The 16020-nt window shown below is 47.1% G+C and carries 10 protein-coding genes; 7 read left to right on the top strand and 3 right to left on the bottom strand.

Annotated elements, in window-relative coordinates:
• Positions 1–245 precede the first annotated feature (245 nt).
• Together HFD99_RS04785 and HFD99_RS04780 are read right to left on the bottom strand one after the other, a co-directional pair.
• On the bottom strand, positions 246–1529 hold the full coding sequence (locus HFD99_RS04785; RefSeq protein WP_017426772.1) for an AAA family ATPase: 1284 nt from the start codon (positions 1527–1529) through the stop codon (positions 246–248).
• Positions 1529–2986: an RtcB family protein gene (locus HFD99_RS04780; protein WP_016818693.1), complete on the bottom strand. Its 1458-nt coding sequence runs from the start codon at positions 2984–2986 to the stop codon at positions 1529–1531. Before HFD99_RS04780 ends, HFD99_RS04785 begins: the two co-directional genes overlap by 1 nt.
• Positions 2987–3540: 554 nt before the next feature.
• On the opposite strand from HFD99_RS04780, the gene HFD99_RS04775 reads away from it, so the two are divergent.
• The 5 genes from HFD99_RS04775 (at position 3541) to lpdD (ending at position 14408) form a co-directional block, all read left to right on the top strand.
• Positions 3541–3870, top strand: coding sequence for an ArsR/SmtB family transcription factor (locus HFD99_RS04775; protein WP_016818694.1), 330 nt, complete (start codon positions 3541–3543; stop codon positions 3868–3870).
• 29 nt (positions 3871–3899) lie between these two features.
• Entirely contained in the window at positions 3900–5678 is a 1779-nt protein-coding gene (locus HFD99_RS04770; protein WP_019688262.1) for a SulP family inorganic anion transporter, read from the top strand.
• Positions 5679–6193: 515 nt separating this feature from the next.
• Positions 6194–7819 carry a S8 family serine peptidase gene (locus HFD99_RS04765; RefSeq protein ID WP_123797513.1) on the top strand — a complete coding sequence of 542 codons (1626 nt, stop codon included), beginning with the start codon at positions 6194–6196 and terminating at the stop codon, positions 7817–7819.
• Positions 7820–8358: 539 nt separating this feature from the next.
• A complete protein-coding gene (locus tag HFD99_RS04760; RefSeq protein ID WP_123797512.1) occupies positions 8359–13872 on the top strand; it encodes a S8 family serine peptidase in 5514 nt (1837 codons plus the stop codon).
• A 185-nt stretch (positions 13873–14057) separates the two neighbouring features.
• The gene (gene lpdD / locus HFD99_RS04755; RefSeq protein ID WP_025365561.1) at positions 14058–14408 is read left to right on the top strand and encodes a prenylated flavin chaperone LpdD; all 351 of its coding nucleotides are present in this window, start codon (positions 14058–14060) and stop codon (positions 14406–14408) included.
• A gap of 8 nt (positions 14409–14416) precedes the next feature.
• Here lpdD and HFD99_RS04750 read toward each other — a convergent pair whose 3' ends face one another.
• A complete protein-coding gene (locus HFD99_RS04750) occupies positions 14417–15004 on the bottom strand; it encodes a hypothetical protein (RefSeq protein ID WP_123797511.1) in 588 nt (195 codons plus the stop codon).
• A 221-nt stretch (positions 15005–15225) separates the two neighbouring features.
• Here HFD99_RS04750 and HFD99_RS04745 point away from each other — a divergent pair, with 221 nt between their 5' ends.
• Positions 15226–15597, top strand: coding sequence for a DUF4190 domain-containing protein (locus tag HFD99_RS04745; protein ID WP_016818700.1), 372 nt, complete (start codon positions 15226–15228; stop codon positions 15595–15597).
• A gap of 93 nt (positions 15598–15690) precedes the next feature.
• Complete coding sequence (locus tag HFD99_RS04740; RefSeq protein WP_016818701.1) at positions 15691–15993, top strand: hypothetical protein; 303 nt, start codon at positions 15691–15693, stop codon at positions 15991–15993.
• Positions 15994–16020: the final 27 nt, after the last annotated feature.

The following is a 16020-nucleotide window of genomic DNA, read 5'->3' as shown; positions in this document are numbered from 1 at the left end:
CTTATCCATTAGTTCTGGATAGGAGGCAGACATACGAACAAGAAGATACACTGCTCCCGTCAAAGAAGCAATGTTCTTATCGTTAATACCCAAAAGCCTACACTAATCCTATCCAGAAAATTCGTAAGATTACGTTTTTTCTTTGGAAATAGGATTAGTAGATCATTGGCTTAAGGTCACCCTTTCGGTACTTTATTGTTTATCATCGTAACATAAATTTCGTAATAAGGCAATAAAAGGATGGATTAGAAAAACCCAACTCTTCCTTCGGAGACATTTTTTAGCCAGTCCTGCTTGCGGCTTTTATCAAGCTCGCCTCGCATGCCTTTAATAATCAGCTCAATATCGGCTTTTCCTTGCTCATGCCATTCCAGAGCCGTACTGACATATAGTTCTCCGAGCTGAGCCAGGGAGAAGCCGTCCGTCATCGCTGCCGCCTTCTGTGTACCTGTCTCACCTGCAAAAACAAGGAAGTTACGCAGTTTAAGATACGCCAGTCGCAGCGCTTCATCAGGCAAACTGATTTCATAAGCTCGATCGAAGCGGCCCGCCCGGTTCATCAGACCCGGATCGATTTTCTCGGGATAATTGGTCGTTCCGATCAGGAAGATGCCTTCCTTGGATGTAGCGCCGTCGAGCGTATTCAGGAAAAAGGATCGAACCTCCTGAGGCATAGAATCAATGTCCTCAATGACCAACACCATCGGAGCCAGGCGAGTAGCTGCCTCGAACACCTCTTTGACCGATTCGCTGGTTGTATATTCTGTAATTTGCCAGTAAGCAGCCGGACCCGGTACACTGCTGGCAATTGATTTCACTAGAGTTGTTTTACCGTTGCCTGGATGGCCGTATAGCAGAATCCCACGCTTGTAAGGAATGTTATAAGTCTGATAGAAGGTACGATCCGCTTCAAAAAACTGATCAAGTGATCGGAAGATATCCCGCTTGATTTCTGCCTTCAAAATCACGTCATCCCGCGTAATTGCGCGGGTTATCGGTTCTGCTTGCCGAGAGAGTCCACGGCTTGTATCGGTAAAGACGGTGACACGCTTCATATTTTGCTTGCGTTCACGACCGCGTACGCCTGCGAGGAAGCTTTGCAGCTCCTGATCTCCTATGGCAAATACGTAATCTTCATTGTATACGCCATTTTCACGGAAAAAGGGGACTCGTGCCAGTGCGATCCCCCACTTGGGATAGGCGAATACATTGTTACGCATCGACAGATGCACACCATATTCAGGCGTTGGCCCGTCATCGTCATATTGAATGGTGCGTTCCTCCAAACGATCGAAGACCCGTGCCACATGCTCCAGATCAGGGCTGCCTGAACGAATATCCTCCTCCAGCAGATCCCAATATTCAATATTGGGATCATCACTGGCATACAGCTCGTATTTTACGCCATAGCGGTTATAGAGTGCTTCACTAATACCGTCGATCAGACGGGCATAAGCGGCATAACCGGTAATGCGTCCATCTGTTCGTTCGTCAAATTCATAAATAGCTGGGATGTCTATACTCAACATTATTTTGCTCCTTTCAGGGCGGCCAGCGGTCTACATTTGGCTACAACGGCTGCGAGTCCTGCCCCGGTGACACTTTCAATAATATCATCTACATTTTTGTAGGCTTGTGGAGATTCGTCGATAATACTTTCCAGAGATGCCTGGTTGACCACAATTTCGTCGTCTGTCCCTACACCCAGGGCACCTGCAAAATCGTCTACACTTACAAGCCGCTTGGTCGCAGAACGCGAGCGAATACGGCCCGCTCCATGACAAATGGAGTGAAAGTTATCCTGACCGTCCGGTAAACCTACCATAATATAAGAGGCAGTCCCCATTGAGCCGGGGATCAGGGCCGGATGCCCAGTCGCCTCATAAGGCCGCGGATTGTCAGGGTGTCCTGCTGGAAGCGCGCGCGTTGCACCTTTACGATGTACAAACACGCTGCCATGATCCGGATGGGACTCCTCCCAAGCATAATTGTGCATCAGATCGTACAGCGTACGCAACTCGCACTTTGTACCAAAGACATCGCGGAAGGCTTCTCGCACGGAGTATGCAATCAGATGTCGGTTCACCACAGCATAATTCAGCGCTGAATACATCATATCCACATAATGTGCTGCCTCGGGATGATCCAGCGGTGCGAATACGAGTCTCGGGTCGGAGGTGCCGAGACCGAGACGGCTCATCGCTTTGGCGATGGCAGATGAACTGGACTGACTGACTGCTCCACCCCAAGCACGTGATCCGGAATGAATCATCACAGCCACCTGACCGTCGAACATCCCCCAAGCTTCAGCGACTTCTCTATTTTCTTCCGCAATTTCAATCGCCTGAATTTCGACAAAATGATTGCCTCCACCCAACGTGCCGAGCTGTCGATGAGCCCGGTGCCAAGTACGGTCTTCGACGAGATTCAGCACTTCCTCGTCAAAGGAGAACTTACTGTGCTCTACATGAGTCAGTGAGGTAGATTTCTTAGGAGTGTAGCTATCTGGAATATATTTATTAGGTAAGCCATGCAAACCCTTACGTACAATATGCTCCAGTCGTATATCCGAATAATGTCCGCGTTGGTGGGCTTCCATCGGCAAGTATTTGTCGATTGTCTTAACCAGCTTGCGGCGCAGCTTGATTTCCTTCAAAGCATCCTTGTGCAGATTGGTCAGGTGTACGCGCATGCCGCAGCCAATATCGCTGCCAACGATAGAGGGAGATACATAGCCGTCTTCCATTCCCCATACCGCAGTTGTACCGATGCAGGTTCCGACGCCTACATGTACATCTGGTGTATATCCCATATAGCGGATACCTGGAATTTGTAAATTGTTATTAGCCATCTCGAACACTTTGTAATCCAGTGAGGAGAAGAGTTGCTGCGAAGCGTACACGGTCAGATCCCCTGCCGGAAGCTTCATCAGGTGGCTGTATGGTCCTTCATGAAAAGATGAGTTGGTCGTAGGTCGTATATTCATAATAAATGGGTAGTTCCCTTCTTCATGTAAATTTATAACATCCTATAAAAAGATTCGAAAAAAACAAAAAAGCCGCAGACTTGTCGTCTACGGCTTCGTGCACCGAAAGTGTCATTACATTTTATGATCAGTACATCATACAGTACATCATAAAAACATAAATAACCTGTTCTTTCAATAGCATATAAAAATAAAAAAGCCTGGTTCATCACGCCGTCAGACAGCGTGACATACCCATCATGTCGCCCGAACGGGGCCGATGAGACGAAATTTCGAATATGTGATTGTATCATGCTGACTGATTGTCATTATCGTGTAAAGCTTGGTCATGTCTGTCGGCCCCCTTTTCTTAAAGTTAATTGTTATGTTAATGGAAACCTGTGGAAGCTGTCAACCCTGAAAGATAAAAGTGTGGAAAAATGTGACTATACGCATGGTGAAGTGTGAGTAACATCATAGTTCAATTGACCCAAAACTGTTATTGTACTGAATATTCAAATATTCAGATATTGTTGATCGTTATGAAAACAATCTGTGAGGAGGACGGCGCAGGCATGGAAGGAGATCTCCAGAAGTTTAAGGCTGACTTTTTCAAAGCATTGGCTCACCCTCTGCGCATCCGCATTTTGGAGGTGCTGAGTGAAGGGGAACGGAATGTGAACGAGTTGCAGACTGCGCTCGGTTCCGAAGGTTCTGCCGTATCGCAGCAATTGGCTGTCTTACGGGCTAAAAATTTGGTGAACAGCTTTAAGGAAGGCACAACGGTCGTGTATTCACTACGTGATCCGCTCTTAACGGAGCTGCTAGCGGTGGCGCGGCAGATTTTTGACAATCATTTAGTCGAAGCTATCTCGTTGCTGGAAGGAATACGTAACGAGAAGTAATGCTACTACAGAAAAGAAGGGTTACAGGAATGAAGTGGATAGGAAGGTTCGAAGGCTATAACGCAGGGGCTTTACGAAAGGATCTAATTTCTGGAAGCATTGTAGCGATTGTGGCCATCCCGCTCGGTATGGCGTTCGCCATTGCATCGGGGGTAAAGCCGGAATATGGTCTGTACACAACCATTGTAGCGGGGATTTTGATTTCACTGCTGGGTGGGTCCAAATTTCAGATCGGAGGACCTACGGGTGCGTTTATTCCAATTTTGCTGGCTATTGTCATGCAATACGGCTATGAGAATTTGCTTATAGCAGGGTTTATGGCAGGCATCATACTCATTTTAATGGGTGTTTTAAGGCTGGGGGCATTGATCAAGTTCATTCCCAAGCCCGTAACCATTGGCTTTACAGCGGGGATTGCCGTGACGATCTTCAGTGGTCAGATTGCTAACTTTCTCGGTTTGCGTGGGGTAGAGCGACATGAAACTTTTCTGCCTTCGATGGCAGAGCTCGTCCATCGACTTCCTTCACTCAATGTGTATAGTATCCTGACAGCTTGTATCTGTCTTGCTGCGCTTATTCTAGTGCCTAAAAAATGGCCCAAGATACCTGGATCACTGGTCGGCCTGCTCTTGTCAACGTTGGTGGCAGCTTTGCTTTTTCCAGGGCAGGTGGCTACGATTGGCTCTGCTTATGGCGCAATTCCGGCATCATTGCCTGAGCTGCATATTCCTGTGATGACGTGGGAATTGATCGTGAAGCTGTTGCCGCCAGCACTTGTTATAGCGATGCTGGGTGCTATTGAATCGCTGCTCTCAGCGGTAGTAGCTGACGGGATGACGGGAACCCGGCATAACAGCAATCGCGAATTGGTTGGACAAGGGATTGCTAATTTGCTGACACCACTGTTTGGCGGCATTCCTGCGACAGGTGCCATTGCCCGTACGGCCACCAATATCCGCAACAACGCGGTTTCTCCTATGTCAGGCATTGTGCATGGGATCGTGGTGCTCCTCATTCTGGTGCTTTTTGCACCTTATGCATCTAATATTCCGTTGGCTAGTATGGCACCGGTATTGATGGTAGTCGCCTGGAATATGAGTGAGCGCAAGCATTTTGCGCACATTCTCAAAACACGGACAGCGGATTCTATTGTGCTGGTCGTCACCTTTTTGCTGACGGTCTTTACGACGTTGACAACGGCTGTGGAGGTAGGTCTGATTCTGGCAGTTGTATTGTTCGTCAAACGTATGAGCAGTACACTTTCAGTCGATAAGGTGCTACCTGACCCTTCTGTGAAGCATGAAAAAGTAGGCGCACATATGGTTACAGAGCAGCACGATTGTCCGCAGGTGGCTATTTACAATGTGGAAGGCCCCCTATTTTTCGGCGCAGCTTCGACGTTGGAGAACTCAGGTGTAGGGGGACAGACTGGCCACCTGCAAGGGATTTTGTTATTGCGAATGGGAAAGGTCCCTTTTATGGATATGACGGGAGAAGCTAACTTTACCGCATTAATTCACAAGTACCGGAAGTCTGGTGGGACAGTGCTTGTGTCCGGACTCCAGCCCCAACCGCTGGAGTTACTGCGGAAAACCGGATGCTACGACATGATCGGACAAAATCATTTTTTCGAACATACAGGAGAGGCCCTTACGGCAGCTCTTGCAATGGTGAATCAGGAGCGATGCAGGGGATGCAGGCAAATGGCTTTTAGAGAATGTACGAGCCTGTGTCGCAGAACCCAGGAAACTAAATCTTCCTTTCCAGAAGCCGTTTCGGTTCCCATACCTGTAAATAGCGGCAGATAGCATTCTTCTACATTTGCTGCTGATTGCCTCCTAAAACCTCTTTTATTTTCGAAACAAATGCGAGTTTTCTCGGTGCATTTGGTTGCGGATTATAGAAGAGGTTTTTCACTTCTTCAAGAAAAAAAGGAATAAAATTCAAAAAAATGCTTGAATATCTGTTTTTATGACACTATACTAGATTCAAAAGATACCAAATGATTCATTCTTTTGTTTTAAATTGTATTTTAATAATATGCTTATCAACCTCCTCGATCACTTCTAGTATCTTACCCTACCCTTTTCTTCATTTTTTTCACTTACTTTCTTCCAGACTTGTCCACAGTTCTGAATTGAATGTCGTTCCTTGCGGTCTGCACCAAAGGTTATTCACCTTAGAATACGACCTATGGATTTCACCCCAGTATCTATATTTTTAAAGGAGGTGAGTACCAGAGGCTATTTGTGAGCTTTTGACGCTGCTGTCGGAAGGTTGTCTTTGAGAATCAAAAAAACCAAGTAAAGGGAGATGAAAAGTATTGATTAAGTCGAAAAATATCAAAAAGACACTGTCGGTCGGTTTTACCGCTATTCTTGCTTTTTCTCTGATTTCTCCGGTGTATGCAGATTCCAGCACAACCTCCTCAGCAGGAGCATCGTCGATTTCCGCCAAGGTTTCAGCCAAGCTGAACCAGCAATTCAGCGCCAGCGAGTATGTCACCTATCTGGTTAAATTAAAAGATCAAGTAGACACGGAGTCTGTTGCCAAGCACGCTTTTCAGAAGGCTTCTGCCGAGCAGATTTCCCCCGCTGCTGCTAAGCTATCTGTACGTACAACGGTTGTAAACTCTCTCATGGATACCGCAGAAAAAACTCAACAATCCGTGGAAGAATACTTAAAGAAGGAAGTCAATAACGGAAACGTCAAAAAATATAAGAGTTACTTTATCGTAAACGCATTTGCGGTAACCAGTACCAAAGAGGTCATGGAAAATCTCGCCACCCTACCTGAGATCGACAAAATTTTACCAGATGAAAAGCGCGAGTTGCAAAAGATAGAAATCGATAAGGATACCCAGCCGATAGGGGAGCAATCAACAGCAGGCCAAGCAGTGGCAGATCAAACTGCTGTTGACCCGGCTGTGACGGAAGAAAATGCACAAAAATCGGTGCAAGAATCCGTGTATAAAGATGCAGTAACGCCAAGTCGTGTGGAGTGGAATATTTCTAAGATTAAAGCACCACAGGTGTGGGCCAAAGGTATTGATGGCAAAGGCATTGTCGTTGCCAATCTGGATACAGGTGTTGAATATACTCACCCGGCATTGAAAAGAAAATGGCGCGGGCTGAATGCTTCCGGTCAAGTCGTCAATCCAGAGCTGAGCTGGTATGATGCGGTTAATGGAGCATCGCTGCCAACAGATTCCCATGGACATGGTACACATACGATGGGGACAAGCGTTGGCTCAGACAGCAACGGTACGAATCAAATCGGTGTTGCTCCAGGGGCAAAGTGGATTGCCGTACGAGTATTCAATCCAGATACTACAGATTCCATCTTGCTGGATGGTGGGCAGTGGATTCTTGCACCTGTAGATAAAAACGGCAAAAAGCACCCTGAGCTTGCACCGGATGTGGTGAATAATTCTTGGGGCGGTGGACCTGGCCTGGACGAATGGTATCGCCCAGTGACCAAGGCGTGGAGAGCAGCACAAATTTTTCCTGAGTTCTCCGCAGGCAATACAACACTATCGAATCCCGGCGGACCTGGGTCTGTGGCCAATCCGGCTAACTTGCCAGAAGCCTATGCCACAGGAGCCACGGATATCAATAACAAGCTGGCAAGCTTCTCGTTGCGTGGTCCTTCTCCTTATGGCGAAGTGAAGCCAGAAATTTCGGCTCCTGGTGTAAACATTCGTTCCTCTGTACCGGGAGGAGTTTATGAGGGAGGCTGGAACGGTACCTCTATGGCAGGTCCGCATACGGCTGGATTAGCGGCATTGCTGCTTCAGGCTAAACCATCATTAACTGTGGATCAATTGGAGGATGTTATTTCGAAAACCGCAACACCGCTGACAGACAGTCAGTATCCGACTTCACCCAACAACGGCTATGGAAATGGTCTGATCGATGCGCTTGCTGCGGTGAACTCCGTACTTAACTAAAAATAATCATAATCATAATCATACAGGTTTAAGAAAGATCCCCGAAAATCCCTTTGGGCGACTCGTACAAGGATGCATGCACCTGCTAACCGTGTGTTGCACTAAGGCGTAGCTGCTAAAAAGGGGTTTTCCTACATAAATGAATATAAAAGTCATAGAATTTCAAGAAAATTGCAAAAAAATGACTTGTATATCTGTTTTGATAACTTTATACTATCCATAATATATGATTATATATCAATTTTTAATATAAAATGTAATGATATAACATGTTTTTTCCTTCGAAATGCTTCTGCTTTTTCTCCTAGGTATCTACTGAATTTCATCGCTTCTCTATTGGGATTGTAAACTCACCTATGAAGTACTGCCATCTATGAACAGCCAAATATCTTTTTGAGCCTCTCTATAATCTATGAAGGAGGTGGTGGCTAACACATCGTATTGCGCAACCCGCGTGTTTGATGTGCAAGGCATGAGGTCTGACTCTTGTACAGGTTATTCCAGAATCATTAAACCTAGTAAAAGGAGTGGAGAAGTAATTGATTAAACCTAGACGTTTCAAGAAACCGTTATCTATTGGACTCTCTTTGCTTATGGCCTTTTCATTTGTTCAACCCGCTTTGGCGAAAAACACCCCGGATGGCTCCAAGCTGGAGCTGAAATCAGCCTCGCACAAGGTCACGACCGCGAAGGTATCCGCGAAGCTGACCAAACAGTTTGAGGAGAACAACTATGTTACCTATTTGGTCAAATTAAAAGAACAGGTAGATACGAACAAGGTTTCCAAAAATGCTCTTCAAAAGGCTTCACTTGAGAAAATAACACCTTCCGCTGCCAAAATGGCTGTGCGCAGCCATGTGATCAGCTCTCTACGTGAAACGGCTTCCAGAACCCAATACGGGCTTGAAAGTTATTTGGACAAGGAATCGGAGAGCGGCGGAGTAAAGGAATATAAAAGCTATTTTATAGTCAATGCTTTGGCTGTCACGAGCACCAAGGAGGTGCTGGATCATATCTCGAAGCTGCCTGAGGTCGATAAAATTGTACCGAATGAAACACGTTATCTGCAAAAGGTAACGGTTGATAAGCAGCCAGAGGACACAGGCACCAAAGCGGCTGGAACCGCAACGGCAGCAACAGCAGGAACGGCAAAGTCTGACACAGCCCAGAAAGCTGTAGAACCGGAAAAGGGCGATGGCAAAACATCGGCATTGCCCGGTAATACAGGCAAGAACGCTGTGGACCCGTCCACAGTGGAATGGAACATATCCCATATTAACGCACCACAAGTGTGGGAAAAAGGAATCGACGGAACCGGAATCGTGGTCGCCAACCTCGATACAGGCGTTGACTACACGCATCCGGCCCTGCATCGCAAATGGCGTGGTCTGGATGCGGCAGGCAATGTCGTGAATCCAGAGCTGAGCTGGTATGATCCGCATAGTCATGCGGCGCTTCCGGTCGATCAGGAAGACGATTCCCATGGTACGCATACGATGGGCACGATGGTTGGCTCCGAGGAAAATGGAACAAACCGAGTGGGCGTTGCCCCTGGTGCGAAGTGGATTGCGGTGCGGATTTTTAATCCGGAAACGACGGATGCGATTATACTGGACGGCGGTCAATGGCTGCTTGCGCCAAAAGATGCCCAAGGTAATCTTCATCCCGAGCTTGCTCCAGACGTAGTGAACAACTCGTGGGGAGGCGGACCGGGTCTTGATGAATGGTTCCGGCCTGTAGTTCAGGCCTGGCGGGATGCTCAAATCTTCCCCGAATTCTCCGCAGGGAATACCTCCCTCTCCAATCCGGGCGGACCTGGATCGGTAGCCAATCCGGCCAACTACCCAGAATCCTTTGCCACGGGGGCAACCGATATCAATGATAAACTGGGAAGCTTTTCATTGCTGGGACCCTCACCTTACGGTGAGATCAAGCCCGAAGTCTCCGCACCGGGAGTAAATATCCGATCATCCGTAGCTGGTGGCGGTTATAAAGGTGGATATAACGGTACTTCCATGGCGGGTCCTCATGTTGCGGGTCTTGCTGCTTTATTGCTGCAAGCGAATCATTCTCTTACCGTGGATCAGCTGGAGGAAATTCTGGAAAACACAGCTACCCCTCGGACAGATAGTACATATCCTACTTCGCCAAACAATGGATATGGACATGGCGTCATTAATGCGCTTGATGCAGTCGGGTCTGTCATGCAGGGTCTGGGCTCTGTATCCGGTAAAGTCGTAACGGGTGGCGACGATCTGGAAGCGCCTGTTCTTGAGCATACACCGCCTGCAGCTGCATTTGAGGGTATTGATATCCCTTTGACTGCACATGTAACGGACGATGTCGGCGTAACAGCCGTTGAGGCCTTTGCCAAAACAGCGGGTTCGTCAAACTATGTGTATATTCCGTTGGAGCGGACCTCTGGAGACAGCAAAGATGGTACATACCAAGCGTCCATTCCAACCTTTTTGGTGGATAGCAAAGGTTTGGAATACTATATCCGTGTAAATGATTTCGGTAATAATGGTTTTGAAACGGAAGTATATAAGGTGAATGTCTCCAAAGGTGTTAAACCAGGCTACACACAAGACTTTGAAAAAGACATTGCCGGTATTAATATCGGGGGTCAGGGTAGTGTTTGGAAATGGGGAACCCCGACAAGCGGCCCTAAAGGCGCACATTCGGGTACAAAGGTCATCGCGACCAATCTCGAAGGCCAATACCAGACCAACTCCAACAGTTATTTTGTGGCCCCTCCAATTGATCTGACTGAGAGTTCCAAAGGGGCACTGGTCAGCTTCAAGCATTGGTACGATCTTGAAAACAATTCTGATTTCGGCAAAGTGTATGTAGCGACCACAAACAATCAGAATGCGTTTGAGCAGGTATTATCGTTTACTGGCACCAGCAATGGCTGGAAAACACAATATCTTGATTTGCGAGCGTTTGCGGGTCAAAAGGTATACCTCCTGTTCAACTTTACTAGTGACAATACAATCGTGAAAGATGGCTGGTATATTGACGATCTCTCCATTCAGGAACCAGACAGCGTTGCACCTGCTGCCCCTGGTCATTTGACTGCTGAAGCAGATACTGTGGGCAACGTTACACTCGCCTGGGGTGCTTCCTCTGATGAAGATGTGAAGCAGTACAAGGTGTATCGTTCAACCCAGTCCGGTAAAAATTATACTTCCATCGGTACAACCTCTGGGCTGACCTACACGGATACGATCACTGTCGGTGGTGCGACTTATCATTATGCAGTGGCGGCCGAGGATTATAGCGGTAACGAAGGTGTCAAGTCGAACGAGGCTTCACTAAGAGTGGACGTGCCGGATACGCTGTATAGCGATCATTTTGATGGCAGTTCAGACAATGGTTGGACTCATTCCGGGACCAAGGATGAGTGGGAACGCGGCATTCCTAAGGAAGTAGGACCGGAAAGCGCAGTGTCCAAACCGAATGTGTGGGCCACCGATCTCGATAGCAACTATGAGAACGGTGCTGATTTTTCACTGGTTTCTCCAAAAATTAATTTGAATGGTATACGCAACGCAACACTGACCTTCAACCACTGGTTTGAAATTGAAGGCGGCTATGATTACGGATATGTAGAAGTGTCCAAAAACAATGGCGACACGTGGAGTGAGCTGGGTAAGTTCTCGCATAATACAAGTGGTAAAAAATGGGCACCTGTTTATTACAATCTGGACAGCTATACCGGCAATGAGATTCAAGTTCGCTTCCGCTTGAAATCGGATAACAGTGTGAACAAGAATGGCTGGTATATTGACGATTTCCGTGTGCTAGGTGTTCCAGCTTCGACAGTGACCAAGGATATCGTACCTGAGTCCAATATCAAGCTGGAAAAAGCAGAAGAACAATTCCCACTGTACAAAATTACAAGCACTGAAAAGAGTGAATTTCAGGAAAAAGTGAAGCCGGCAGAAGCATCAGTGGATCGTGGACGTGTCGGTCTCGACAGTCTTCCAGCTAGTGCTACGGTTACGGTACTGGAAACCGGACGTTCGGTGAAAACAGACCCAACCACGGGCAAATACAGCTTCACTCATGTAGCGGGTGACTATACGCTGAAGGCCGAAGCCTACGGTTACGTGCCTCAGACGAAAGCAGTTACGATTGAAAATAACAAAGTCATCAGAGCAAACTTTAGTCTCCAGGCTGTCCCACACGGTACGATTCACGGGGTCATCACCGACAAGCAATCTGGTGAACCGATCCAAAAAGCGAAAGTATTGGTGCTGGAGGATGCACGTATTGCTCCTGCAGAGACGAATGAGGCTGGAGAATTTACGCTGGACGTGCTGGAAGGAACATACACATTGTCCATCGCAGCCGAAAATTACTATAGTGACAGTATTTCCGTTACGGCTCCTCCAAACGGCAGTGTAGAAGCGAATGTCACGTTGAAGCCTTTCATCGGTTTTCAAGGAGGCATCGCCTATGATGACGGTACAGGAGAAAATGCCAGAGCCTTTAACGCGGCAGGCAATTCATGGGCAGTGAGAATGACACCTGAGTCGGAAGTGGCACAGGTGACAGGAGCATCACTGTTGTTCTGGAACTCTGCTTTCCCGAATCCGGGAGGAACAGCATTCCAATATTCTGTCTATGACGCCTCCGGTGCAGCAGGAGCACCTGGACGTCTATTGGCTGGTCCATTCGACGGAACAGCTGTACGGGATGAGACACAATGGACGACGGTACAGCTTCCAGAGCCGGTGACGGTTCAAGGCGATTTCTATATTGTATATACACAGTCTGCGGTAGGCACACAGTCGCCGGGCCTTGCTACAGATGAAAACAGCCCCAATGCGCTTCGTAGCTGGCAAGGTGTAAGCGGCACATGGAGCCAATCCCCTGAAGAGGAAGGGAACTACATGATCCGGGCGATCGTCAGATATCCGGTCAACGCTCCAACGATTACAACTCCTACGAAGGCAACGTATACGCAGGAGGATACGATTACCGTAACAGGAACTTCTCCGGCAGAAGGGGCTGATATTCAGCTCTTTAACGGCAAAGAGTTGGCTGGCACAACGAAAGTGAAGGATCGTCAATTCAGTTTGGCGGTCGATCTTCAGCCAGGTGCTAATCCGCTAAGTGTTCAAGCAGCGGTATACGGCAAAGTAACGGATCGTTCCGAGCCGGTGGTTGTAACGCTCGATCAGACTAAACCGGGTCTGATCCTGACTTCGCCTGGTGAGGGAGCACGTACGAACGCAGGTGTGGTCAGTGTAACCGGTACGGTGTATGACGAGTTCCTTAGTGAATTGACGATTAACGGCGAGCCTGCTGAATTCGGAAGCGACGGCAGCTTTAACAAACGTTTGCTTATCAACGAAGGTGAAAACCAAATTACGGTAACGGCCAAAGATCTTGCCGAAAACGAAACGAGTGTTACACGCTCGGTGTATGTCGATACAGCGCTGCCGAAACTTGAAAATATTAGTCCTGCTGAGGATGTACGTATCACTCCAGGGCAGCCGGTACGGGTATCTTTTGACAGTGCATCTGGTTTGGAGGCATCCTTCCATGTGGAGTTGCCCTTTAACCTGTCCACTTTGGCCCGTAATGAAATTCCATTAAATGAAACTTCATCAGGTCACTATGAAGGTATTTATCTCACTTCATCTTCTCTGAACCTGGAAGGCGGAGTCATCGTGATCCGGGTAAGGGATGCAGCGGGGAATGAAGTGGAAACGGAGGCGCCGGGAAGATTGTATGTAACCCATGGTGGAGGAGAGGGCCCTGGTCCGAATCCACCTACATCGAATGAAAAGCCGGTAGCTATTATCCAGGCGAATGACTCAGCCAAGAAGAACAAAAATGTACAATTTAACGCCAAAGCCTCCCGTGATGCAGATGGTGAGATCGTCAGCTACAGTTGGAATTTTGGCGATGGCGATACGGCGGTTGGTTCGAAAGTGAAGCATAAATTCACCACAGCCGGAACGTATACCGTGGAGCTAACAGTGACGGATAATGACGGCGCAAACGGTAAGGCAGTGCACACCATCACGATCCGTTAACAGCAAGTAAGAGCAGGGGATAGAAGATTTTTTAGAATGCAATGCAGGCCCACAGCAAGCCACTGTTAATAGAGGCTGCTGTGGGCCTTTTTGAATTTGTCCAACAGTTTAGGAAGCGATACAATGAATAGTACTCTATAAAGTGAATCGTTTCACAATAATATTTTTTAGCAGGAGAGGATCATATGATTCATTTGGAAAAAGAAAGCGGACGTATCCGTCTTGTACTCGATGCCTATTTTATGGGAGAAGATATCGTTGTGCTCATATCAGGCGGTGATCAGCCTCACTTGGGGACGATTACAGCAGGGGCTAGGCTTGAGCCGATTCAAACCGTGCAATTGCAAAATCACAAGGAATTTTATATTACTGAAGAAATTGCAGTTCGCTTGCGTAAAGAGTTTGCGGGTAACTTCGCCATTTGCTGCGGGACGCATTTGGATCATGCAACCAAGGACGAAATCCGAGTGTTGACAGACATGGCTATACAAATGGGAAAAGAGCTCATTGAAGAACTTAAGCAAGTACGCTTGTAGCGACCTTTTTAAGTGAACTCCTGAAAGAGTAGATTGCGATAGGGATATTTACTAAAGGGATACTTAAAGAGCAATGCAAATCCATTATCCTCAATGTCTACAGATTTTAGCGCAGAGGATGGAATTAAACTACGGATCATTACCTGAACTGCACGCTGGTCTTGCCTGTTGATCGCTTTGGCTAAGGCAGAAGCAAAGCATTCATTGCGTGCCAATTCGCGATACAGCGGAAAAACGGCTTTGGCAATGGCGCGATGAACCTTCGGTTCAAATGTAAACTGCACCATCCCGGGTGGAATCGTCGTACCGTTCGTATAATAAAGCATTGGTGGCTGAGTTAAAAAGGAAACAAAGTAGCCGATCCCATTCGTGCCTAAGCCTTGCTTGGCGGCAAATGGCGCTACTGAGCAGAGAAGGGATTTCATCCGATCCAAATTACCCTGAACGACAGCTCGTGACCATTGGACGGCAAAAGCACGTCGGGTCGCAATAGCTTTGTAAAATGGCAGCATGGCGGCGGATATTTTCCGAAGTGTCTCTGCATGTAAACGTTGGTGAGGCGAGCCCTTTCTGCGGGATGTTCCACGATATAACATAGCTCCGTCCTCCTTGGCAGGATGCTCTCATGGAGCGCAATTTATCTGTAATAGGTACAATACTGTATGCCCGGTTATCTCAAAAAGTGCTAAGATGCTATGCTGCTACTTTTTAACGTTCTAATTTAAAAAATTGAAATAAGTACTGTCCTGATTTGTAAGATTGTGGTACCCTAGAACTTATATATTGTTATTATAATTATTGGAGTTGAATTAAACTGATGAGTGACTTGTACAAGGAGCCTCGATCTTCCGATCCCTTTCAGGAGCCGAACGATTATAACGCCCCATTTAACCAGCCCCCAGTGGTCCCACCTACAAATAGTAAAGCTGTTGCGTCGATGGTGCTCGGGATTTTATCTGTTGTCATTCCCTATCTTGGGTTGATCATCGGAATTGTAGGTATTATTTTGTCCAGTCTTTCCCTGAAGGAAATTAATCGTCATGGTGAGCAAGGCAGAGGCATGGCTATTGCTGGACTGGTATGTAGTATTATCGGCACACTAATTTATGCACTGATTATCATTTTCTTGGTTATTGTTTTTGTTGTGGCGGCTTCCAGTGGCGACTCGGATATTTTTTCAGACATTTAATGAATTAAAGAATGCTTGAGTCAGACCAACCATTCACGATTTGCCTATTGGATGTTATGATAGAGGGAGTCCAATCAAGGAGAGTGAAGCTGTATGGCACGTACTCAAACACAAAAAGCGTTAAGCAAGGCGAAACGCGCCGGGATCTATTGCGCGGCACAGAGCCGCAAAACGAATGATCATTATGGCGAGATTTCACAGCACACGCGAATGAAGCCGACCAAGCAGGAACAATTACAAAAGGTCAAGCACAAGAAGCGACTCGTTCAGGGTGACGCTTCTTTTTTTGTCTTAAGCGAAGTCGAAAAACTTCAAGGAAGTGAATGTATAGGAGCGGGTAGTATTTTCTATAATATAGCTCAAAAAGAACTTGATAATAATTATCATTCTTGTTAGAATCATAAGAAAGAAGGAACCCTGGCA

It is taken from the genome of Paenibacillus sp. EKM301P (assembly GCF_011800295.1).
Taxonomy (GTDB): domain Bacteria; phylum Bacillota; class Bacilli; order Paenibacillales; family Paenibacillaceae; genus Paenibacillus; species Paenibacillus polymyxa.
This window is presented reverse-complemented; position numbering and strand designations above follow the sequence as displayed.